Raw genomic sequence first — 21,741 nt, 5'->3', positions numbered from 1 at the left:
CCGCTTAACTCCGTTCCTGCAGTTCCCGCCGGCGCTGCGGCGTGTCATCTACACGACCAACGCGATCGAGTCGCTGAACTACCAGCTGCGAAAAGTCACCAAAAACCGTTCCCAGTTCCCGACCGATGATTCCGTGGTGAAGCTTTTATGGCTGGCGATCTGCAACATCGAAGACAAGCGCGCCCGGGAACGCGAGAAGGAGCGAGGCAAGCCCGGCAAGAGGAAAGCTTCCGGCCGCCTCGTCGAGGGCCAAGTGACCACGAATTGGAAACAAGCCCTGGCCCAACTGGCCGTCGCATACCCTGACCGAATCAACCGATACTTATAACCCCCGTACACAAACTACTTGACAAGCCCCCGGCGATCGCGTAGGTGGACAGCCGAGCACCATTGGTGATGTCGACAATATCCACCTTCTCCCCCTCCAGGATGTCGGCTGCGCGCAGCAGCTCCGCATCGACGGTGACCGAACCGACGTAATGCAGATCCGCATGGGTGACGGTGGCGCGGTGGATCTTTCCACCCAACATGGTCCGCAGCATCAATGCTCTCTTTCGTGATGGCTGAGAGGGATTGGCAACAATTATTCCGCACCCGCGGCCTGGGGCCTACTTGCGCCAGTGGGCTGACGCTTTCCTCACTCCACCTGCACATTCCGACCGGCTCGGTGCCCCAGGGCTCCCTGAACCAATGCGATCGCCAACGCACACCACAGCACCGGGGTCCAGGACTCTACTGCCTGGAAAAGCGCCCCGGCGAATACCGGCCCCCCGGCCGCCACCAAGTAACCTACGCCCTGCGCCATGCCGGAGAGCTGTCCCACCTGGCTGGGGCTGCCAGCCCGCAATGAGATGAACGTCAGTGCCAAGAGCAACGAACACCCCGTGGAGGTCCCTGCGCACAGCGCCCAGAGCGGCATCAGCCCGGGGGCGAAAATAATGCCCAGCAGCGCTGTCAGCATGAATGCGATCACCACGGCTGAGATGCCCCGCTGGTCACGGGCTCGCTGCATCACCTGACCCACGATGAGACTGGCGACGACGCCCGCGGCTTGGAACAACCCGAGCCAGAGTCCGGCGGAAGCCTCGGTGATCCCGTGAGAAGTCTGAATCGCGGGAAACCACGTCAGCAGGGTGAAGAACAGGGTGGATTGGAGTCCGAAGTAGAGACTCACTTGCCAGGCCAACGGTTGGCGCCAGAGTGTGGTTGGCAGCCTGCCGCCGGCCACACTGGGGGCGGAATCCTCAGGTGCCTCCGGCACCGGAGCTCTCCGCAGCGCCCAGACCGTGGATGCCAGCAGCGCGAACAGAGCAGGCACAGCTAAGGCAAGTTCCCAGTTCAGCAGGTCCGCCAACGGGACGGCCACCCCGGAGAAGACGGCGGCGGTTCCCACTAGTGCGGCGGTGTAGGCTCCCGTCATCAGCGGCACCCGGTCGGGAAAGTCACGCTTCACCACCGCAGGCACTAGGACGTTGCCGACTCCGATACCTGCGGAGAGTAGTGCCGTCCCGGCGTAGAGCGGCACCGCCTGCGGCAAACCATCGATTCCCGGGGCCGAACGCAGCAGCGTACCGCCGACGAGTATCAGCAGCGAGAGCAGGATGGTCCGCTCCAACCCGAAGCGGCGGCCCAGCGCATGGACCACGGGTGCAACCAAACCGAATGCGACGATGGGCACCGCACCCAAGACCCCCAGAGCTGAGGGACTCAGCCCGGTATCAGCGCCGATGCGCTCAATCAGGGGCCCCACCACCGTGATCGCCGGCCGCAGGTTCGCAGAGACCAACAACACCGTCGCCATCAGCATCAGGGTGCCAGAGGCTCGGGAGGGCATGCGCTCCACTCTAGATCACCGCCGGGGCGGCACAATCTGCGCAGCAGTGATGTTGCTCACGTGCCCCGTCGGGGGAGTCTCGGAGGTCTGAGACTTCGCCACCACGGTGGTGTAGACCCGATGGCCCAGTTCGACCAAGACACAGCCGCAGACCGAAGCGACAAACGTGACCGCGAGTAACTCCGCCGACGGCAGGGTGAACAGGTGGTACTGCTGTGAGACCGGTACCAGCAGGACCAGTCCCAGCAGCAGGTACATGGCGCCGATCAGCGTCACCCGTGGGATAGTCATCGGACGCAGAGTCGTGGTGAGAACCCAGAGGCCCACCAGCGTCAGGCTGATGAAACTCGCCGTCTGGATCTCTGAGGCGGTGGCGCTGAACCCCCGGCCAAACGCCGAGACCACGATTAAGCTCAGCACAATCGCCAGCGAGGGCGGCACCGCGAACATCAGGGAGCGTTTCAGGAACCCCCTCCGATACCGCTGCACGCTGGGCATCACCGCCAGGACGAAGGCGGGCATACCCAGGATCAGGAAGTCTGCAGTGGAGAACTGACGCGGCAGGAAAGGAAAGTGCCAGAAGGCCACAGCGAAGAACAGACCCAAGAGGATCGCGTACGCGGTCTTTGCCAGGAACAGGTTGGCCAGCCGTTCGGTATTGGCAATAACCTTGCGACCTTCCTCCAAGACCGAGGGCAGCCGAGAAAACTTGCCGTCCAGCAGCACCATGCGACTCACTGCCTTGGTCGCGGGCGCCCCGGATCCCATCGCGATGCCCAGGTCAGCCTTCTTGACTGCCAATGCATCGTTGATGCCGTCGCCGGTCATAGCCACCACGTGCCCGTTCGCTTGCAGTGCCTCGACCATCGCGGCCTTCTGCTCTGGGGTCACGCGGCCGAAGACGTGGTGAGTGGCCATTGCGGAGCGGAGTCCCTCCGCCTCGGAGGGCAGGGTGGAAGCGTCGACGCCGTCACCGTCAAACCTCAGGCCCACCTCCTTGGCCACGGCAGCGACGGTCTTGGGGTTGTCACCGGAGATCACTTTGAGGCCCACCTGCTGTTCGCGGAAGTACTCCAAAGTGGTGGCGGCGTCGCGTCGGACGTTCTCCTTGAACGTCACCAGTGCAACGGGCCGCAACTGCACCGGCAGTGCCTGACCCCTGCGCAGCGGCAGCGTGGCTGCCGCATCCAAGGGTGTCTGCAAGGGCGCCCAGGCCAACAGCAGCGTTCGCAGGCCCTCGGCGGCGATCCTGTCGGTATGCTCCAGCAAGTGCGCGACGTCGACCCCGGAAGCGACCTGCGCGTCCTTCAGTATCTCCGGGGCCCCGAGTACCCAATGCCCGGCCAGTGGGCCAGCGTGGTGGTCAAAAGTGGCTGCGGACCAGCGGCGCATTGAGGAGAACTGCACCCACTGCGCCGGCGCGTACGCCGGCAGCACAGGGAAGGGGTCGGTCAGCGCCGCGGCGGTAGGATTGGCCGCCTCATCATGGCCGAACTGGGCCAATACTTGGTGCCATGGCTCGCTGGCCTGAGCTGAACCAGCTGCCGCTGAGCCGCTCCCGCGGCGCCACTGGCCAGGCGTCCCGTCCGCGTCCACCGCGCTCCACCTGTGGAAGGCCACAGTCCCGTCCGTCAAGGTCCCGGTCTTGTCCAAGCAGACCACGTCCACCCGGGCCAGGATCTCGACTGCGGGCTGTTCCTGGAGCAGCACATGGTGCCGGGCGAGCTTCACCGCCGCCACAGCAAAGGCAATAGTGGTCATCAGCGCCAGGCCCTGCGGGACCATAGCAGTCACGGAGGCAACCGCCGTCACCAGCGCCTCCCTCCACTCGCCGCTGGCCCAAGCCTCCCGCCACCCACCGTGGGCGAGCATCTGCCCGTGGAACACCACGGCGGCGACCGGCAGCAGAATAATGGACAGCCAGAACGCAATACGTTCCAGTGCGCGGCGGATCTCAGAATTGATCTTCAGATACTTCTTCGCCGCAGTGGTCAGCTGCACCGCATGCGCTCGCTCCCCGACGGCGGTGACCACGATCCGCCCAGATCCGGCGATCACCGCCGTGCCGGACAGCGCGGCGTCCCCGCGCCGTTTCGCCACGGGGACGGATTCACCGGTCAGCATGGATTCATCGAGGTCCATGTCATTGCTGGAGAGGACGACGCCGTCAGCGGGGACCTGGTCACCGCGGCGCAGCTCGAGGACGTCGTCGAGGACGACCTGCTCGCGGTGGATCTGAATAATCATGCCGTCCCGCAACACCCGGATCCGATCCTGGTGCAGAAGCGCAATTCCATCGAGTTTCCGTTTGGCGCTGTACTCCTGGGCCAGACCGATCATCACATTGCTCACCGCTGCGAGGGCGAACAGTAAGTCCAACCACCGGCCCAGCAGGATGATGATCACCGCACATATTCCGATGATGAGATTGAACAAGGTCATCAGGTGGGTGCGCAGGATCTCTGCGATCGAACGGGACGTGGTGCGAGGCTGCACATTGGCCAGCTTCAGCTGAAGGCGCTCAGAGACTTGGACAGAGTTCAACCCCTGCGCCTCGAGAGTCTCAGGGTCCGGCGCCGACCGTAGCTCCGCAGGATCGCGGTCTTCGGTCTTTGCTTTAGCCACGGGGCATAAGTCTAAGGCGTCGCCCCATTGATCGACACCACCAGGTCCTCGCCGCTGGCCCCCACCTCGATGTCCAGTTCAAAGGGGACCTCGGCAGTCTCATTGACCTGCTCCCCAGTGTGGTGGTGGACTGCGTCAAAGCTGATTTGGGCCACCAATTCCTCATGGGTGACCTGCCAGCTCTCCGCGTCAAATGTGAGGGAGAACTCCTCGGGATCGGGGAACGACCAGCTGATGGTGTCGGGGTCCACCCGGTTGGAGGTGCTGATCCCGACCGGGCAACCACTGGGCATCAGTACCTGTTGATCGCAGTTCTCAAAATAGGAGGTGAGCTCCTCGCGGAGCACACTCGCCGCCTCATCGGAGGCCTCGAGTTCCAAGGTCACACGCTCTGCGGAGGATTCGCCGTCCTCCGCCGCAGTCACCACATGGGTGGCGGAGCCGCTGAGCCACTGAGAATCGATGCTCAGCTGCGCCACCGTGGGCACGAAGGCAGCCAGGCGGGCAGCCTCGCCCTCTAGATTGACCGGCTCGCCGTTAACCTGCACCTGACCGATGCCGCCCTGGGGGGCACCGGGGACCTCTACCTCAAACCAGGTGATACCTGAAGGTGCGAGCTCCCAGGTGTCGAAGAAGCCCCAGCTGCTCCCGGTGCGCGCCAGCGGCAGCGATGTGGTGTAGGTCTCTTCGTCCACCACAAAGTCCAGCTCGGCACCGGCCTCGGTACCTGCCAGCGCGGCAGAATCTATCAGCTCGATGGAGTGCTGCAGCGGTTCATCGGAGAGAAGGAGGTGGTCGACCTCCTCCTCCTGGGTGAATTCCGGCACAGAATGAAAGTGTCCCAACGCCTGGGAGCCGTCTCCAGCCCGCAGTGCCTCCCAGTATGACTCGGCGGTGGTCTCCGGAGAGTAGAGCTGTTCATTGACCTGCCAGACCACTACCACGGCAGCCACTGCGGCCAACACAAGAGCGACGGCCCACCCGATCACCGGTCCGTAGCTGGTACCAGAGGACTCTGCGTTTTGGGGTTCAGCGTGCTGTGCGTAATCGTTCATGTGCTGATGATGGTGCGGTGGAAATTCTCATGACTGCGTGAGGCAGTGGGGCCGCGCTGCCCCTGGTACCGGGACTGATGCGCGGCCGAACCGTAACCGGTGGCAGCGGGGGAGGAGAGCCGGAAGAAGCACAGCTGCCCAATCTTCGACCCCGGCCACAGCTTGATGGGAAGTGTGGCCATATTGGACAGCTCCAGTGTCACCTGGCCGGTGAAGCCGGGGTCGATGAACCCGGCGGTGGAGTGGGTCAGCAGCCCCAGGCGTCCCAGCGACGACTTGCCCTCAAGCCGGGCTGCGACGTCGTCGGGCAGGGTCACGACCTCGAAGGTGGACCCCAGGACGAACTCGCCCGGGTGAAGAACGAAGGGCTCTTCAGGGTCGACCTCGACCAGGCGTGTCAGGTCAGTCTGTTCCACTGAGGGATCGATATGCGCGTACTTGTGGTTGTCGAACAGCCGGAACATGCGCTCCAGACGCACGTCGACGCTGGAGGGCTGAATCATCGCCTCCTGGAGAGGATCCAGCTGAATGCGGCCGGCGGCAATCTCAGCGCGAATATCATTATCGGAAAGCAGCACGGACCCAAATTACCAGCAGTGTCGAGTCCGGGGCAGGCGTATGGTGGAGCACGGGCAGGTGCGCAGGGTCCTGATCCTTGCGTCTCACGCTGACTGGAGGAGATGATGCATGGCGGCAGTGCTGTCCGGATTTGCTGTGGTCTGGCTGATCATCGCGGTGGGCTACCTGCTGGGACGCATCCAAGTCTTGGGGCGCGAAGCCCGAGTGGTGCTCTCCCGCCTGGCATTCTTCGTCGCCTCCCCCTGCCTGCTGTTCCTCACGATCTCTGGTTCGCCCATCCGAGAGGTGCTTGGGCCGCAGTTCGGGGTAGCTGCGCTGAGCGCATTCACCATGCTCGGTCTGTTTCTTCTGCTGGGGCGTCTGGTACTGCCGGGCCGCAGCGGAGCGGAGTGGGTCATTGGCGGAATGAGCGCTTCTTTGGTGAACTCCGCCAACCTCGGCTTCCCCATTGCGGCCTACGTGCTGGGCGACATCAGCTTGGCCGCACCGATTGTGATGTTCCAGCTTGCGCTCTACACCCCGCTGTACGTCGGCATGCTGGATCAGCTCACGGCGGGACGGGCCGGTGCGGCCCGGGTGCGCCGCAGCGCTCGCACCGAGGTGGCACGCCGACTGGCGATGACACTGCTCAATCCCATGATCATCGGCTGTGTCCTGGGGCTGCTCTTCTCCTGGCAGAACTGGCGGCTTCCGGAGCAGATCCACGAATCAGTGGAGCTGCTGGCAGGGTCGGCCATCCCGCTGATGCTGATTGCCTTCGGGCTCTCCTTAGTCGGTTCCAGGCCGCTGAGCAAAGCCTCAGGGAGGCGCCGGGACGTGCTGATCGCTGCCACCATCAAACTGGTCGTTCATCCGGGGCTGGCGTATCTGATTGCCGCATTCATCTTCGGCCTCGATGGTCTGATGCTGCTGACCGCGGTGGTGATGGCCTCGCTGCCGACGGCGCAGAACGTGCTGGTGGCTGCGGTGCGGTACGGCACGGGGGAGACGATCGCCCGGGACACTGTGCTGGTCACCACTATCCTGGGCATCCCGTCCATGGTGGTGGTGGCACTGCTGCTCGCCTAGCCGTATTGACCTGACGNTGGTGGTGGTGGCACTGCTGCTCGCCTAGCCGTATTGACCTGACGGGTTGGTCCATCTGGTGGCGGGAGGCGGGTGCAGCAGCCGCTCCATCAGCGACAGGTGTCAGATCCGACGCTCTCAGGCAGGAGCGTGGGGTGGAGAACGCACGGAATTGACAATCGTTGGCGTGTCAGTGTTCAGCTCCACGAATCGCACTGACTCAACCCCGTGGGGCACAGCTAGCCCACGGCCGAATGCTCGTGCATCTTCGCTGGACCGGAGGGGTCACGGACGGCGACCAACAGCAGCAGCAGTCCCAGCGACAGCACGAGGGCGATGCCCGGGATTGCCATCACCTGACCGCCGAAGAGGAAGATGAGCAGTCCGATCAGGGCGGGGGTGACGAAGGAGAAGCCGCGCCCGGCGGTGGCGTAAAGACCGAAGAGCTCCCCCGCTCGGGAGGGTGGGGCCAGCCGGCCCAAGAACGCTCGGGAGGAGGCTTGAGCTGGGCCCACGAAGAGGCACAGCAGCAGCCCGAAGAACCAGAACGCCTCCACTGGGGTCAGCGCGAGGGGGCCGATCTCCCGCGGCTCCACCAACACCCACAGGAAGACCGCGATGCCGAGCAGGCTGGCCAGGCTGAAGGCGATGACCCGGCGAGGTCCGAAACGGTCGTCGAACCAGCCACCGATGAAGGCCCCGATGGCCGCTACCACGTTGCCTGCCACGCCGAAGAGCAGCACGCTGCCGGCGAGCTCAGTGAACGGTATCTCGGAGTCTTCGATCCGGTACACGTGCACGCCCAGCACCGCCCCCCAGACGAACACTGCGGAGAGCCCATCGCGGTAGATCGCTGAGGCGAGCAGAAACCACAGAGTATTGCGGTCCTGGTGCCACAGTCCGGCGATCACCCTAAAGAGCCGGCGGTAGGACTCCGCCACAGGGATCCGGTCTTCCACCTGCCGAGTGTCCGCGGTCTTGAACCACGTCAGCAGCAGCGGCAGAGCGAACAGCAGGTGCCAGCCGGCGGCCACCACCGCCACGGCGCGGATGTTGACCGCGTCGTCGCTGCCGATGCCCAGCCAGTCACCTTCGATCATGGCGACGTAGACCAGCAGCAGCAGCACAATGCCGCCCAGGTAGCCGGCGCCCCACCCGATGCCCGAGACCCGGCCCATGCGCTCATGGTCGGAGATATCGGTGATCATCGCGTTGTAATTGAGGTTCGCGAATTCATCAAAGATCCCCATCAGGGCCATCAGGGTGACCCCCAACAGCAGGTAGCCCTCCTCGGGCCGGACGAAGAAACACAGCGCCACCATGGTGATCACCAGCACCGTGTTCAATGTCAGGCCCATCCGCCGGCGCCCCGCATTGTCAGTGCGCTGCCCGATCACCGGCGCGGTGAGTGCCACCACGGCCCCAGCGATGGCGGTGGCTACGGCGAGGTACTGTGCGCCACGGTCTCCGGGACTGGCATCGGGAGGCAGCACGGCAGGGTCAAACGCCGGAGAGGTGAGGTAGGTGCCGAAGACAAAAGTTGTCATCACCGCCGAGACGGTGGCGTTGCCCCAGGACCACAGGCTCCAGCGCGCAATCACGGACTTGTTCAGCGGGTGCTGCGCAGAGGCGGGCACAGCCCCCGCGCCCGGCGTGGCGTCAGCGGAATCTGAAGCGCGGCTCATGGCCGAATGGTACTCCCTCCCTGTTAAGCTTAGGGGATTCAAAACTGATGGAAGGGTGGGGCTGACTGGTGATCATTGTGCTGGCTGTGCTGTTCGCAGTGAGCATCCTGACCCCCCTGTTCTTCTCCTGGTGGGGCCGAAGCACGTTTTATCTGCTGACCGGCATCCTGTCAGCGGCATTTCTCTGGACATTTTTCTACCTGCCGGTAGTGATCCCGGCGGACCAGGACGCACCGATCGGCGCGCCCAATGCGCCCCCGGCCGAGGTGGTGTCGTGGATTCCCCAGCTCGGCGTGGAGCTGGCCTTCCGCATGGACATTCTGGCGCTGGTGATGTCAATGCTGATCACCGGCGTTGGCGCCGCGGTGATGCTCTACTGCGCCCGGTACTTCCCTCGCGGTGAACGTGGCGCTGGCCCCTTCGCCGCCCAGCTGTTCGCCTTTGCGGCCGCCATGCTGGGCCTTGTTCTCTCCGATGACCTGGTGATGCTGTTCATCTTCTGGGAACTGACCACCGTACTGTCCTTCCTGCTCATCGGATACTCCGCCCACCGTATCTTCGCCCGCCGGTCCGCCATCCAAGCGCTGGTGGTGACGACCTTCGGGGGCCTGATCATGCTGGTGGGGCTCTTGTGGCTCGGGGAGCTCGCCGGCTCTTACCGGCTCTCCGACATCCTGGCCTCCGCCGCGGAGCTCAACGGTACGGCAGTTGACATCGCACTGGCGTTGATCCTGATCGGGGCGATCTCGAAGTCAGCCCTGGTGCCGTTCCACTTCTGGCTCCCTGCGGCCATGGCCGCACCGACCCCTGTCTCGGCCTATCTCCACGCCGCCGCGATGGTGAAGGCCGGTATCTACCTGGTCGCACGCTTCGCCCCAGGGTTCTACGACACCGCGTTCTGGCTGCCGCTGGTGCTCGGGCTGGGACTGCTGACCATGCTCATCGGCGCGTACCGGGCCTTGCGCCAGACCGACATCAAACTCATCCTCGCCTACGGCACCGTCTCCCAGCTGGGGTTCCTCATGATGGTCAACGGCCTCGGCACCGAGGACGCGGCATTGGCGGGTCTGGCGATGCTGCTGGCGCACGGGCTGTTCAAGGCAGCGCTGTTCATGGTCGTTGGGATCATCGACCACAACACCGGAACCCGCGATCTGCGTGTCCTGTCCGGAATCGGCGCAGCCCAAAGGCCCCTGCTGATCATCTCAGCCGTGGCCGTGGCCTCGATGGCCGGACTGCCTCCGCTGTTCGGATTCGTCGCAAAAGAGGTGGTCTTCGAGTCCTTCTACGGGTACGCGGAGGTCAACGGCACCTGGGGCTGGGTGGTGCTCGGCGGCGTCGTGCTGGCCTCCGCTCTCACCGTGGCGTACTCCGCCAGATTCCTCTGGGGTGCTTTCGCCGCCAAACGCCACCCGGCGGGTCACCCGGCAGCCGGCACTGCCCTTCCGCAGACTCAATTTCATCACCACCCCGACGCCGTCTTCCTCGCGGCACCCGCACTGCTGGCAGCCGCCACTGTGCTTTTCGCCGTGGCGCCGCAGCCTCTCCAGCAGCTGATGGAACCCTTCGCCGCCCTCTTCGAACCGGTTGACCCCGCCGTCGAGCCCACCTACTTAGCGCTGTGGCACGGTCTGACCCCTGTGCTGGGGCTCTCCGCGCTGACCTGGGCACTGGGTCTGGGGCTGTTCTGGCGGCGCGGACGCAACGGCCGTGCACTGCACGCGCTTCCGGAGGCGCTCGACGCCGAGCGGCTTTACCGGGTCAGCATCCGCCACCTGGACGACTTCGCCGCCTGGGTGACCTCCAAGACTCAGCGGGGATCACTGGGCTGGTACCTGTTCATCATTATGGCCGTCGCCACCGGTGTGCCTGCCGGAGTGATCGCGTTCACCGGGCACACCATCCCTGGGCACTTCATACTGGCCGAGGGCCCCATGCAGGTGGTGCTGGGGGTGCTGATCATTGCCGGCGGGCTCGGTGCGGTCTGGGCGCCGAAGCGATTCATCGCAGTGCTGACGGTCAGTCTGTGCGGCTGGGGCATTGCTGGACAGTTCGCATTGCAGGGAGCACCGGATCTGGCCCTGACGCTGCTGCTGGTGGAGTCCATTATTCTGGTGGTCTTCGTGCTGGCACTGCGAACCCTCCCGGCCGGGATCTGGACGCAGAACCCCACCCGGTTCAGGTTCGGCCGGGCGCTGCTGGGGGCCGGGTTCGGGCTGATCGTCATGATCGCGGCAGCCATCGCTATGGACCGCAGGGTGGCGGAACCGGTGAGCGTGGAGTACCCGTGGATGAGCTACGACGTCGGCCACGGGGCGAATATCGTCAACGTCACCCTGGTCGACATCCGGGTCTGGGACACTTTCGGGGAGATCAGTGTGCTGGCCGCAGCCGCCACAGGCGTGGCGAGCCTAATCTTCGTCAAGCGCCGCGACGTCCAGCGCCGCCAGCTCCATGAGGTGCCCACCGGCTCGGTGGGGAGGGTGCTCTCCGACAAAGCGCTCTCCCCCCGGCAGGCCAAGGAGGTGCAGGTCGCCCGAAGCTTCGCCACCGTGGCCCGTGAAGCCTGGCTGGTGGCCGGCAGGACCCTGGCCCCGGAGCATCGGTCCATCATCTTTGAAGTGGTCACCCGGCTGATGTTCCACGCGATCATCCTGATCTCGGTCTACCTGCTGCTGGCCGGGCACAACACCCCTGGCGGAGGTTTCGCCGGCGGGCTGCTGGCCGGGCTGGCGTTCGTGCTGCGGTACCTGGCCGGGGGACGGTACGAGCTGGAAGCGGCCATACCCTTTTCCGCTGGAGCACTGATGGGGTGGGGGCTGGCCGTGGCGTGCTTCACCGGAGTGGTGCCGCTGATCTTCGGCGGGCAGGCCTTCCAGAGCTTTGTGGTGGACCTCCAGCTGCCAGTCTTGGGCGAACACCACCTGGTCTCCTCCGTCCTGTTTGACGTGGGGGTCTACCTGGTGGTCATCGGCCTGATCGTGGATGTGCTGCGCAGTCTGGGCTCCGAGATCGACGTCCGCAGCGAACAGGAACACCGGCGCGATTCAGCCGGCGGCCACAGTATCCATTCCCAGACCTCGTTGGGGGTGGCCAGGTGACCATTAATCTCACCCTGCTGGTGGTCATGGGCGCGATGCTGGCCGTGGGCATCTACCTGTTGCTGGAACGTTCGCTGACCCGTGTGCTGCTGGGAATCATCCTGATCTCCAACGGGGTGAATCTGTTGATCCTGCAGACCTCCGGCCGGGCTGGGGAACCCCCCATTGTGCGCGACGGGATGGAAGCAGGCGACTATCTGGATCCCCTGCCCCAGGCGTTGCTGCTGACGGCCATCGTGATCGCCTTCGCCATGGTGGCGCTGTTGTTGGCGCTGATTTACCGTTCCTGGGTGCTCGGCCGCCAGGATGAGGTCACCGATGATGAGGAGGACAGGCGAGTAGCCGCCACCATCGGCGCTCACGACCCGGAGGAGGACGCCGACGTCGGCACCGAGACTTCGGAATTCATTGACGCGGTGGACCCGGCCACCGGCACGGTCCGCTCAGTGAGCCCGGCAGAGCCCCGCGACGACGCCGCGACGGCACTCACCGAAGGCTCCCGAGGGGCAGGTGAGAGCTGATGCAGTTCGAGGTGGTTGATTTCGTCCCCCTGGCGGTGCTGATCCCGTTCTTCGGGGCCGCATTCGCCTTCGCGTTCTACCGCAACCAGGCCACCCAGAAGGCGATCACCATCGGGGCGCTCATCCTCACCGTCTTGCTCGAGCTGGTGCTGCTTGCCGAAGTCTGGCATGGCGGCGCACACGCCGTGCAGCTGGCCGGATGGCCGGCCCCGTTCGGGATCTCCATGGTGATCGACCGGTTCGCGGCACTGATGCTGGTGGTCTCCTCATTCATCACACTGGCGGTGCTGCTCTACGCAGTGGGCCAGGGCGCTGCGGAGGAGAAGAACGACGCCGGCCCCGTCTCGATCTTCTATCCGACCTATCTGATCCTGGTGGCCGGGGTTTCCAACGCGTTTCTGGCCGGAGACCTGTTCAACCTCTACGTCGGGTTCGAAATCTTCCTCACCGCCTCCTACGTGCTGCTGACCCTCGGCGGCGGGGAGGCGCGCATCCGAGCGGGTGTGACCTACGTAGTGGTCTCCATCCTGTCCTCCATGCTGTTCCTGATCACCATTGGCCTGATGTACGCCGCCGCCGGCACGGTGAACCTCGCTGACCTGGCGCTGAAGCTCAGTGAATTGGACCGCGGCACGCAGCTGATGCTCCATGTCATGCTGTTGGTGGCTTTCGGCATCAAAGCTGCCGTGTTCCCCCTGGCGTTCTGGCTCCCGGACTCCTACCCCACCGCTCCCGCCCCGGTGACCGCCGTCTTCGCAGGACTGCTGACCAAGGTGGGCATCTACGCCATGATCCGCACCGAGACGCTGCTCTTCCCGGGGGAGCGGATCAACACCGTGCTGATGATCGTGGCCGGACTGACCATGCTCGTTGGCATCCTAGGGGCCTTGGCGCAGGCTGACATCAAACGCATGCTCTCGTTCACGCTGATCAGCCACATTGGGTATCTGGTGTTCGGCCTGGCGCTGAGCAGCGTCATTGGGATGGCGGCGACTATCTACTACGTGGCCCATCACATCACCATCCAAACCACACTGTTCCTGGTCACCGGGCTCATCGAGCGGCGTGCCGGAACCGCCAACGTGGACCGGCTGGGCGGCCTGGCGCGCATCTCCCCAGTGCTTGCCCTGCTGTTCTTCATCCCGGCGATGAACCTGGCCGGCATTCCACCTTTCTCCGGCTTCGTCGGCAAGCTCGGCATCATGCAGGGCGGCATCGCGGAGAACACATGGATCACCTGGACACTGGTGGCCGCCTCGGTGCTGACATCTCTGCTGACGCTGCTGGCGGTCTCCCGGATCTGGGCGCGGGGCTTCTGGCGCCGAGCCGAGGACGTGGAGGACCCAGAACGGATCATGCTGCAGAAGTCGCTGGTCCACGCGCGGGCGGCGAACAAGCGCCTGCTTCCGGCATCCATGGTGGCCCCCACCGCGATGCTGGTCACGATGTCCCTGGCCTTCACCGTCTTCGCAGGGCCGCTGATGAACTTCTCCCGGGCCGCGGCGCAGGACATGTACGAACGCACCCCCTACCTGGAGGCGGTGCTGGGACAGGAACGGGTCGACGGTGTGCGGGAGGAACTGGTGGACTTCACCACCGGTTATGTGGTTGATCTGGAGCCCAACGACGGCGGGGCGGCCGAGTTCGCTCCGGTGCGCACCTCACTGCAGCCAGAGGTGGAGATCGATGAGCGCGGCTCAGCCACCGTTGAGGTGGAGGAGCAGGCGGAGCCTGAGGGAGGAGATGAATGATGCGCCGGCCCAAGACTCCGCTGCTGGTGGAGCTGCCGCTGATCCTCTTCCTCGGTCTTTTCTGGATGGCGCTGTGGCAGAGCTTCGACGTAGGAACCTTCCTGATCGGCGTGGTCTACGGCACCATCATCGTGCGCGTGTTCTACCTGCCTCCCCTCCGGGGCACCGGCCGGGTCAACCCCTTCTGGGGGCTGCTCTTCCTGTTGCGCTTCATGACCAAGATGGTGCTGGCGAGCTTTCAGGTGTCCTGGTTGGCGGTGGTGAAGGGTCCGCGGATCCGGAACTCCGTGATCGCGATCCAATTGCGCAGCCATGACGACTTCCTGATCACGCTCACCGGCCATGCCTTGGCGCTGGTGCCCGGGTCCTTGGTACTTGATGTGGACCGCACCACCGCCACCTTGTATCTCCACGCGCTGAACGTCACAGATGACCACGCGGCGGAGAAGATCCGCCAGGACGCCCTCCGGACTGAGGCGCTGCTGATTCGGACGCTGGGGAGTCGGTCCGACCTGGCAGTGGTGCGCGCCGAGGCTCGGCTGGGCCGCGTGGCCGGACTCTCCAAAGCCCAACGCGACACCCCCGTTACCGCACCCAAGGACACTCCGGACACTCAGGAGGCACGGTGACTCTGCTTGACACAGCCTATTGGCTCACCCAGTTCCTGCTGGCCCTAGGGGTGCTCTGTGCGGTGTACCGGGTCTACAAGGGGCCCTCGGTGCTGGACCGAGTGATCAGCGTCGACGTCATCTTGATCATCGTCGGCTCTGTGATGCTGGTGGAAATGGCCTACCACGGGTCCACGGACTACATCCTGTTCGTGCTGGTCACCGCAGTGATCGGTTTCCTCGGTGCGGTCGCGATCGCCCGTTACGTGGCAGTCCGGCAGCCGGACGCGCAGGATCGCGCCCGCCGCGCGCAAGTGGAGGCCGAAACGCTCGCGGGCGCACCGGCTTCCGAACCGGAGACCCCCGAATCACCATTAGGCGCCGGGGCCCAGCCCCATGGAGGCACGCTCATCAACGATGAGTCCACCTCCTGGTTTGCCGCACTGGCACGTTCGGGATTTGTGCCGTCAAGGAAAAGAGACCGCCCTGCGGAAGTGCAGCCGGACAAGGACTCTGACCCCGGAGCCGAAGAGCGTCCCGAACCAGGAGACCCCCGATGACAATCGATTCCATACTGGACGGCATTGCTGCACTGTTCATGGTGATCGGGGGGCTGATGTCTCTGGCCGCCGGTCTCGGCCTGGTCCGGTTCCCAGATCTGCATTCCCGGATGCATGCGGCCACCAAGCCGCAGGTGCTGGGGCTGCTGATGCTGGTGCTCGCAGCCGCGCTCATGTGGCGCTCCTGGCCCTGGGTGGTCATCGCACTGCTGGCCTGGGGCCTGATGATTCTCACCGCCCCGGTAAGCGCCCACGTGGTGGGGCGGGCAGGCTACCGGACCAAGCATATGCGAGCTGACCTGCTGGCGGAGGACGAACTGGCCACCGCAGTGGACCGGCTCTCCCGCCAGCGCGGGGTGCGCCGGGAAGTCAAAGACGACTAAGGTGGAGGCATGATTCTGAAACTGGCATTCGGCGTCATCGCCATTCTCGCGACCGTGGCCGGTATCATCGCGATCGCCGGGGATCCCGCCGTGGCTGCCGCCTTTGCCTTCGGCGGGGCCGTACTCTCCGGCATCAGTCTGGCCTATCTGATAGGCCGGGATGGGAAAAAGTCGCCCTGACTTCGGACCTCAGACCTCGGACTTTGACCCGTAGGACTTGCTGAGCTTGCGCACCCCTGCGTGTGCACCACGCTGGGAGAGCACCTGCACTGCGGCGCTGACAGCCGCTGACGTGATCCCGAAGACCAGGGCTCGTTTAATGTCTACGGCGTCGATCTCCTCATTCTTGGGTGGCTTCTCACCGGTGACCTGCTCCCAGGCAAAGTCGAATACCTTGGAAGCCACGAAACCGGCGCCCAGCGAAATCGCAACAGTCAGGCCCTTTTCCATCATTTTGTCCATGGTGCAACTCCTTGAGGTGAGGCAGAAACGGGAAAGCTCTCCCCACACTAGCGGAGTCGGCCGAAGAGAGACTAGCCATCGGCCGTCATGACGATGGAGTCAGTAGCCCCATTCCAGAGGCTCAAGAACATTCGGGCGCTGAGGCGCCGCGGAGGCGATCACGTGGGAGGATACGTGCTGGCTGGGCGGGGGGCACTGAGGATCGCATGCCGTACAGCCTGACTGGCGGAGGACATGTACCTGTCAGGATCGTAAGACAGGCCGACGACTCGACCATCAGCTATTTCCCCAACCTGGATGACCGCAAGCCCGGATGCGTCCACGACTTCCATCGCGAAGGCATTGATGACACCGACGCCGAGGCCTACCTTGACCAGGTTCGCCAAAGTCTGCGGCTGCTCAGTCTGCCAGCTGGGATGCAGCCCGGGCAGCCCCCACCTTTGAACCACTGCTTGGGTGTCAGGGTCCACACCTTGGCCGGGCCGCCCGATGAGGATAAGCTGCTTATCCACTAGGGCCTGGGGGGTCAACGGTGGCGTGTGTGTGGTCAGAGGGTGCCCCGCAGGAACAACTGCACAGTATGGCTCACGCCACAGGACTTCATTCGTCAATGATTCAGTCGGCGGTGCGGACGATACTGATCGAACTGCAAGATGCAAGCTGCCGTTGCCCAGGGACTCCCCAAGACCCACCGTGGTGTGCTCTGAGAGCTCCACCTGCACCTGCGGATAGTCCGCGACGAGGCCACTCAAGACATGGGGCAGGAAACCAGCGCTGATGCTGGGGTGTGCTCCGAGGGCTACTCTGCCGCGCCGCACCCCGGAGAGCGAGTCGACTTCCGTCACAGCTTGCTCCACAGTAGCGAGGATCTCCCGGGCGAACGGCAATAAGGCTTCACCGGCGTCGGTCAGCTGCACGGGGCGGTGCCGACGGTCGAACAGTGTGGCACCCAGGGCTTGTTCCAGTGCCGCGATATGTGCGCTCACTCGGGACTGTGAGCGGTGAATGGCCGCGCTCGCGCGGACAAAACTGCCATGATCAGCCACCGCGACGAAAGTCTTCAGCCAATCGTTCTGGTCAATCCAGCGCACGTCACTCCATCCGCGATGCAGAATCACCATTATCTGACTTTCAGGATATAGGTAGTCGATGAATGCACTTAAAGAAGTATTGACTTGACCTTGGTGCCCTCGCAGTCTGGAAGTACTCGTGATCTGGGACACACTTACCAAGGGGAGAGTTTCGATGTCGGCCACTGCAATGCACTCGCGTACACCCAGCACATCCACCTCCAGCCGGTCCAAGACGTTGCTGGCGGCTGTGAGCGCGGCAGGTTTATTCCTGACCGCCTGTAACGGCGGTGGGGACGCCGAGGCCGGAGGCGAAGACGCAAATGGCTGTGACTTCGCTCCTGACTATCCCAGCGGTCCGGTCGAAATAATCGTGCCCTGGGCCGCCGGCGGTGGCACCGACAGCGTGGCCCGGTTAGTGGCCGACCAGCTCTCCAATGAACTGGGAACCCAAGTCAATGTCGTCAACCGGGACGGGGGGAGCGGAGTCGTAGGGCATCAGGCTATGGCCGATGCTTCGCCCGACGGCCAGACCATTGGTCTGGTGACTGTCGAGATCGGCATGATGCACTGGCAGGGTCTGACGGAGCTCACCTCCGAGGATCTCACCGGGATCGCGCAGATCAATGAGGATCCAGCGGGGATCACTGTCGCCGACGACGCCGAGTGGGAGACCGCTCAGGAGCTGCTGGACTACATCGAAGCCAATCCAGGCGACGTCGTCGGATCAGGGACGGGTCAAGGCGGAATCTGGCACCTGGCCCTGATTGACATGTTGCTGGAAGCAGGCCTGGAACCCGACGCGGTGAACTTCGTGCCCTCTGACGGGGCCGCACCTGCGTTACAAGAGCTGGTCGCCGGCGGCGTTGATGTCACGACCTCCTCGCTCGGAGAGAACTTAACAATGATCGAGTCCGGTGACGTACGGCCACTGGCTGTGATGGGGACCGAGAGTGACCCGAATTTCCCTGACGTGCCGACCCTTGAGGAAGAGACCGGGCTTGACGCAGGTGTGGGCGTGTGGCGCGGCATCGCTGGACCAGCTGATATGGACGAGGACGTTGTCGCGGAACTCGAGTGCCACATAGAAAATGTCGTCAACTCGGAAGAGTACGCGGAGTTCATGGCCGACAGCGGACTCGGTGTGGCGTACGCCGATTCGGAGGAATTCACCGCACTCATGCTTGAGGACGACGAAGAGAAAGGCGTCCTGATGGAGGAGGCAGGACTGGCCGAGTGAGAAACGACGACCATCAGCCCACGGCAGAGCCGACGCCTGCTGCGGCCCCCGAAGGCCTGCTGAGCAACCTGGTAGTCGGGATCGGTGCGATTGCTGGCGGCGTAGTCGTCATTGTGGCCTCTCTGCCCATGCCGACATTGGGTACCGGCCGGCCCGGTCCCGGGTTATTTCCAGGCATGATCGGCGGATTCTCAGCGCTCTTCGGCATACTCCTCGTGGCTACTTCTCTGTTCAAGAAACGTCAGGCAACCCACTCCAGCTCAGGAACGGCGCCCAGTACGCCTCCGTCGGAGGGGGCAGTGACCCCCGCCGAGCTGGGCGGCGAGGATGAAGACAGTTCGGCGGCGGCTGGCCGCGAGATGGAGGCGACGCCAAAGTCGCGGTGGACCCATGTGCTTGTGGTCTTGGGGGCGATCCTGTTCTATGTCTTGGCTGCAGAGACACTGGGATTCCTCATCACAATGTTCGTTGCGCTGCTGGTCATACTGTTGACACTTGGCAGCAGAAAGCTCTTCGCAGTGACCATTGCAGCGGGGGCCACCTTGACGCTCTACATGGTCTTTGAACGCTTGCTGCTGGTGCAACTGCCCGACGGACCTCTCTTCTAGCGCGATGATCCAAGATCTGTCAGCGGGCCTGGAGATGGTCGCGACACCGGAAACCATTATGGTGATGGTGCTCGCCGGGGTGTTCGGCCTGTTCCTGGGCGCACTTCCAGGAATGACCGCGACCCTGGCCGCAGCCCTGCTCATTCCCTTCACGTTCTTCCTCGACCCTGTCCCGGCTGTTGCGGCAATCATCACGATGTCCGCGATGGCGATCTTTGCCGGGGACGTTCCGAGCGCACTGCTGAGGATGCCCGGAACACCCTCAAGTGCCGCATACACCGAGGATGCGTATCGGCTCACACGCTCGGGCAAAGGCCAATTGGCGTTGGGCGTCTCATTGGTGGGCTCCGTACTCGGAGGACTTTTCGGAGCCGTCGTCCTGATCTTCCTCGCACCGATAGTCGGGGCATTCGCGCTGCAGTTTACGTCCTTTGAATACTTCTGGGTGGCGGTACTGGGCCTCACAGCCGCAGTCATCATCTCCCGCGGTTCACAACTGAAGGGCGCGATTGCCCTGATGATCGGACTGCTGCTGTCCACTGTGGGCTTGGACGTGACAATGGGCTACCCTCGCTTCACGTTCGGCAGCGGCGAACTGTACCGCGGAATCGACTTCATTCCGGCGATGATCGGCTTGTTTGGCCTTTCCGAAGTACTGCGCAATGTACTGGCACCGCCTACGCCGAACATGGGCGCCCAGACGCTGCGAGGGAAACAGGGCGTAGTCAAGGACGTTTTTTCAAACATTTGGCGGTACAAAAACCGTGTAGCTTCCGGAGCTGCAGTGGGTGGCTCCGTGGGAGTCCTGCCTGGCGCCGGCTCAGACATTGCCGCCTGGATCTCCTACGCGGTGACGAAGAACACCTCCAAGCGATCCCATCAATTCGGTCGGGGCAAGGGCCATGTAGAGCCCATTATTGGTGCGTCGAGCGCTAACAACGCGGGCCTTGGCGGGGCGTATGTTCCGACCTTGGCGTTCGGAATTCCCGGCGACACCATTACAGCGATCCTGATAGGGGTACTGCTGGTCAAGGGTATTACTCCCGGGCCCGACCTCTTCACGACGCAGACTGACACGCTGTACTCCATTTACATCATATTTATTATTGCGAATCTGCTGCTCCTACCCCTTGGTTACTTGCTCATTCGAAGCAGCTCCTACGTGCTTCGGGTGCCGCGGCCGGCACTGATGGCCTGCATTGTAGGAATCGCGATCGTGGGCGCGTTCGCGATCAACAACAGTCACGTCGAAATCCTGATCATGCTTGGCATGGGAATCCTCGGATTCGGTTTGGAGAGAGCGCGGGTCCCCCTGGCTCCTGTCGTGCTGGGCATCGTGCTTGGGCCGCTCGTCGAGCAGAATTTCATGCGGAGCGTGATGGCGACCAATTGGGATCTCACCTTGTTCTTCACACGGCCTATATCCGCGGTGCTGATCGTGCTTGTCGTGCTTCTCTTATTCGCGCCCGGGCTGCAGAAGGTTATTCGGAGAGCACGTCAGCGGAAGAACGCCAATAACAGCACGAGGTCTGGAGGTTGAGATGAGGGCGAATCCGATTGAACAGCGGGTGGGTCTGACCGGGGATGGATTTGCGCCGGATGGCACGTGGCTTCATGGAAATCTTGGGCTTGAACGACTCACTGCGGCTGGACTGGAGCCGGTTATCCTTCCGAGGCCCCAGGAGCCCACATATCTTGATGAGGTGGGCACGGTAGGATCGGTCATCTCGTTCAGCCACGCACCCTTCCGGGAAACCGAACTTCGGGCGTGCCCTGACCTTCGGCATATCGCCAGATTCGGTGCAGGCCATGAGTCAATTGACCTGGATGCGTGCACCGCATACGGCGTGGTGGCGACTAACACGCCGGAGGCCATTCGCCGGCCACTGGCCCTCGCGGGTCTGACCCTGTTGTTGGCACTCAGTCACAACCTCCTGAACAAGCACCGGATCACAGTTGAGGGCCGGTGGCGTGAGCGTGGCGGCTTCCGTGGACGGGGAGTCCGTGACCAGACCCTAGGGATCCTGGGATTTGGCAATGTCGGCGCAGAATTGGCGGAACTCGCACAACCGTTGGGGCTCAACGTCATAGGAACCAACCGTTCAGGACGTAACGCTGAGGCCGACCGGCTCGGAGTCCCACTTGTGTCCCCGGGAGAATTGGCCGAGCGGTCTGATTTCCTAGTATTGACCGCGGCGTTGACCGCAGACTCCCGGCACATGGTGGATGCAAAATTCTTGTCCAGGATGAAACCAACCTCCTTTCTGATCAATATCGGTCGGGGTGGTTTGGTTGACCAGGCGGCTCTGCGCAACGCGCTCCAGGACGAGACGATCGCAGGCGCCGCGCTTGACGTTTTTGATCCCGAACCGGTGGACCCGGGGGATCCGCTGTTAGGAATGAAGAACGTCGTGCTGACACCGCACTCCCTCTGTTGGACAGCCGACTTCGCAGAAGATGTCACAAAGAGTGTCTTCGAAGCGGTCATTGACGTGGCACAGGGTAGGCGACCGAAGCACCTGCTGAATCCAGAGGCATGGGAACGAGACGAGACCGAGGTGCATTCTTGAGAGTTGCCAGGATTCGCCGCACGC

The 21,741-nt window shown here is 63.6% G+C and carries 20 protein-coding genes and 1 pseudogene; 13 read left to right on the top strand and 8 right to left on the bottom strand.

Translation table 11 applies throughout. The annotated features are described in order from the left end of the window. A partial coding sequence (locus FEF27_RS04095; RefSeq protein ID WP_208009655.1) for a transposase occupies positions 1 to 328 on the top strand: 328 nt, incomplete at its 5' end. On the opposite strand, the pseudogene FEF27_RS04090 reads toward FEF27_RS04095, so the two are convergent. The 5 genes and pseudogenes from FEF27_RS04090 to dcd form a co-directional block, all read right to left on the bottom strand. Further along, positions 318 to 542, bottom strand: a pseudogene (locus FEF27_RS04090) (aspartate 1-decarboxylase); the annotation flags it as partial. The gene FEF27_RS04095 and the pseudogene FEF27_RS04090 sit on opposite strands and share 11 nt — an antisense overlap. A gap of 95 nt (positions 543 to 637) precedes the next feature. Beyond that, positions 638 to 1,834: a CynX/NimT family MFS transporter gene (locus FEF27_RS04085; RefSeq protein WP_138169559.1), complete on the bottom strand. Its 1,197-nt coding sequence runs from the start codon at positions 1,832 to 1,834 to the stop codon at positions 638 to 640. A gap of 15 nt (positions 1,835 to 1,849) precedes the next feature. Next, the gene (locus FEF27_RS04080; protein WP_138169558.1) at positions 1,850 to 4,459 is read right to left on the bottom strand and encodes an HAD-IC family P-type ATPase; all 2,610 of its coding nucleotides are present in this window, start codon (positions 4,457 to 4,459) and stop codon (positions 1,850 to 1,852) included. An 11-nt stretch (positions 4,460 to 4,470) separates the two neighbouring features. Beyond that, positions 4,471 to 5,514, bottom strand: a complete 1,044-nt coding sequence (locus tag FEF27_RS04075) for a hypothetical protein (protein ID WP_138169557.1) — start codon at positions 5,512 to 5,514, stop codon at positions 4,471 to 4,473. Beyond that, on the bottom strand, positions 5,511 to 6,092 hold the full coding sequence (dcd, locus tag FEF27_RS04070; protein WP_138169556.1) for a dCTP deaminase: 582 nt from the start codon (positions 6,090 to 6,092) through the stop codon (positions 5,511 to 5,513). The genes FEF27_RS04075 and dcd overlap by 4 nt, the downstream gene beginning before the upstream one ends. Before the next feature lie 109 nt (positions 6,093 to 6,201). Between dcd and FEF27_RS04065 the strand changes: the two genes are divergently transcribed. Next, positions 6,202 to 7,161, top strand: coding sequence for an AEC family transporter (locus tag FEF27_RS04065; RefSeq protein ID WP_138169554.1), 960 nt, complete (start codon positions 6,202 to 6,204; stop codon positions 7,159 to 7,161). A gap of 236 nt (positions 7,162 to 7,397) precedes the next feature. Here the strand turns inward: FEF27_RS04065 and FEF27_RS04060 are convergent, their stop codons facing one another. After that, positions 7,398 to 8,843, bottom strand: coding sequence for an MFS transporter (locus tag FEF27_RS04060; protein WP_138169552.1), 1,446 nt, complete (start codon positions 8,841 to 8,843; stop codon positions 7,398 to 7,400). Positions 8,844 to 8,911: 68 nt separating this feature from the next. Between FEF27_RS04060 and FEF27_RS04055 the strand changes: the two genes are divergently transcribed. Genes FEF27_RS04055 through FEF27_RS13290 form a run of 7 tightly spaced genes read left to right on the top strand, consistent with a single transcriptional unit; the run spans position 8,912 to position 15,947 of the window. Next, on the top strand, positions 8,912 to 11,944 hold the full coding sequence (locus FEF27_RS04055) for a Na+/H+ antiporter subunit A (RefSeq protein WP_138169551.1): 3,033 nt from the start codon (positions 8,912 to 8,914) through the stop codon (positions 11,942 to 11,944). Continuing rightward, positions 11,941 to 12,465, top strand: a complete 525-nt coding sequence (locus FEF27_RS04050) for a Na(+)/H(+) antiporter subunit C (protein ID WP_138169549.1) — start codon at positions 11,941 to 11,943, stop codon at positions 12,463 to 12,465. The genes FEF27_RS04055 and FEF27_RS04050 overlap by 4 nt, the downstream gene beginning before the upstream one ends. Then, positions 12,465 to 14,216, top strand: coding sequence for a Na+/H+ antiporter subunit D (locus FEF27_RS04045; RefSeq protein ID WP_138169547.1), 1,752 nt, complete (start codon positions 12,465 to 12,467; stop codon positions 14,214 to 14,216). Before FEF27_RS04050 ends, FEF27_RS04045 begins: the two co-directional genes overlap by 1 nt. Then, positions 14,213 to 14,845 (top strand): Na+/H+ antiporter subunit E, encoded by a 633-nt coding sequence (locus FEF27_RS04040; RefSeq protein WP_243729043.1) that lies wholly within the window; start codon positions 14,213 to 14,215, stop codon positions 14,843 to 14,845. Before FEF27_RS04045 ends, FEF27_RS04040 begins: the two co-directional genes overlap by 4 nt. Next, positions 14,842 to 15,384 carry an MrpF/PhaF family protein gene (locus FEF27_RS04035; RefSeq protein ID WP_138169545.1) on the top strand — a complete coding sequence of 181 codons (543 nt, stop codon included), beginning with the start codon at positions 14,842 to 14,844 and terminating at the stop codon, positions 15,382 to 15,384. The genes FEF27_RS04040 and FEF27_RS04035 overlap by 4 nt, the downstream gene beginning before the upstream one ends. After that, on the top strand, positions 15,381 to 15,767 hold the full coding sequence (mnhG, locus tag FEF27_RS04030; protein WP_138169544.1) for a monovalent cation/H(+) antiporter subunit G: 387 nt from the start codon (positions 15,381 to 15,383) through the stop codon (positions 15,765 to 15,767). Before FEF27_RS04035 ends, mnhG begins: the two co-directional genes overlap by 4 nt. A gap of 9 nt (positions 15,768 to 15,776) precedes the next feature. Next, positions 15,777 to 15,947 carry a hypothetical protein gene (locus tag FEF27_RS13290; protein WP_166429903.1) on the top strand — a complete coding sequence of 57 codons (171 nt, stop codon included), beginning with the start codon at positions 15,777 to 15,779 and terminating at the stop codon, positions 15,945 to 15,947. A gap of 9 nt (positions 15,948 to 15,956) precedes the next feature. Here FEF27_RS13290 and FEF27_RS04025 read toward each other — a convergent pair whose 3' ends face one another. Next, positions 15,957 to 16,229: a DUF4235 domain-containing protein gene (locus FEF27_RS04025; protein ID WP_138169543.1), complete on the bottom strand. Its 273-nt coding sequence runs from the start codon at positions 16,227 to 16,229 to the stop codon at positions 15,957 to 15,959. Between the two features lie 158 nt (positions 16,230 to 16,387). Next, positions 16,388 to 17,350 carry a LysR family transcriptional regulator gene (locus FEF27_RS04020; RefSeq protein ID WP_138169542.1) on the bottom strand — a complete coding sequence of 321 codons (963 nt, stop codon included), beginning with the start codon at positions 17,348 to 17,350 and terminating at the stop codon, positions 16,388 to 16,390. 124 nt (positions 17,351 to 17,474) lie between these two features. On the opposite strand from FEF27_RS04020, the gene FEF27_RS04015 reads away from it, so the two are divergent. Genes FEF27_RS04015 through FEF27_RS04000 form a run of 4 tightly spaced genes read left to right on the top strand, consistent with a single transcriptional unit; the run spans position 17,475 to position 21,717 of the window. Then, positions 17,475 to 18,539, top strand: coding sequence for a tripartite tricarboxylate transporter substrate binding protein (locus FEF27_RS04015; RefSeq protein WP_138169541.1), 1,065 nt, complete (start codon positions 17,475 to 17,477; stop codon positions 18,537 to 18,539). Continuing rightward, positions 18,536 to 19,147, top strand: a complete 612-nt coding sequence (locus tag FEF27_RS04010; RefSeq protein WP_138169540.1) for a tripartite tricarboxylate transporter TctB family protein — start codon at positions 18,536 to 18,538, stop codon at positions 19,145 to 19,147. The genes FEF27_RS04015 and FEF27_RS04010 overlap by 4 nt, the downstream gene beginning before the upstream one ends. A gap of 58 nt (positions 19,148 to 19,205) precedes the next feature. Continuing rightward, on the top strand, positions 19,206 to 20,687 hold the full coding sequence (locus tag FEF27_RS04005) for a tripartite tricarboxylate transporter permease (RefSeq protein WP_243729041.1): 1,482 nt from the start codon (positions 19,206 to 19,208) through the stop codon (positions 20,685 to 20,687). 1 nt (position 20,688) lies between these two features. After that, the gene (locus FEF27_RS04000) at positions 20,689 to 21,717 is read left to right on the top strand and encodes an NAD(P)-dependent oxidoreductase (protein WP_138169537.1); all 1,029 of its coding nucleotides are present in this window, start codon (positions 20,689 to 20,691) and stop codon (positions 21,715 to 21,717) included. Positions 21,718 to 21,741: the final 24 nt, after the last annotated feature.

It is taken from the genome of Nesterenkonia sphaerica, from assembly GCF_005771565.1.
In the GTDB taxonomy this organism is placed as follows: Bacteria; Actinomycetota; Actinomycetes; order Actinomycetales; family Micrococcaceae; genus Nesterenkonia; species Nesterenkonia sphaerica.
This window is presented reverse-complemented; position numbering and strand designations above follow the sequence as displayed.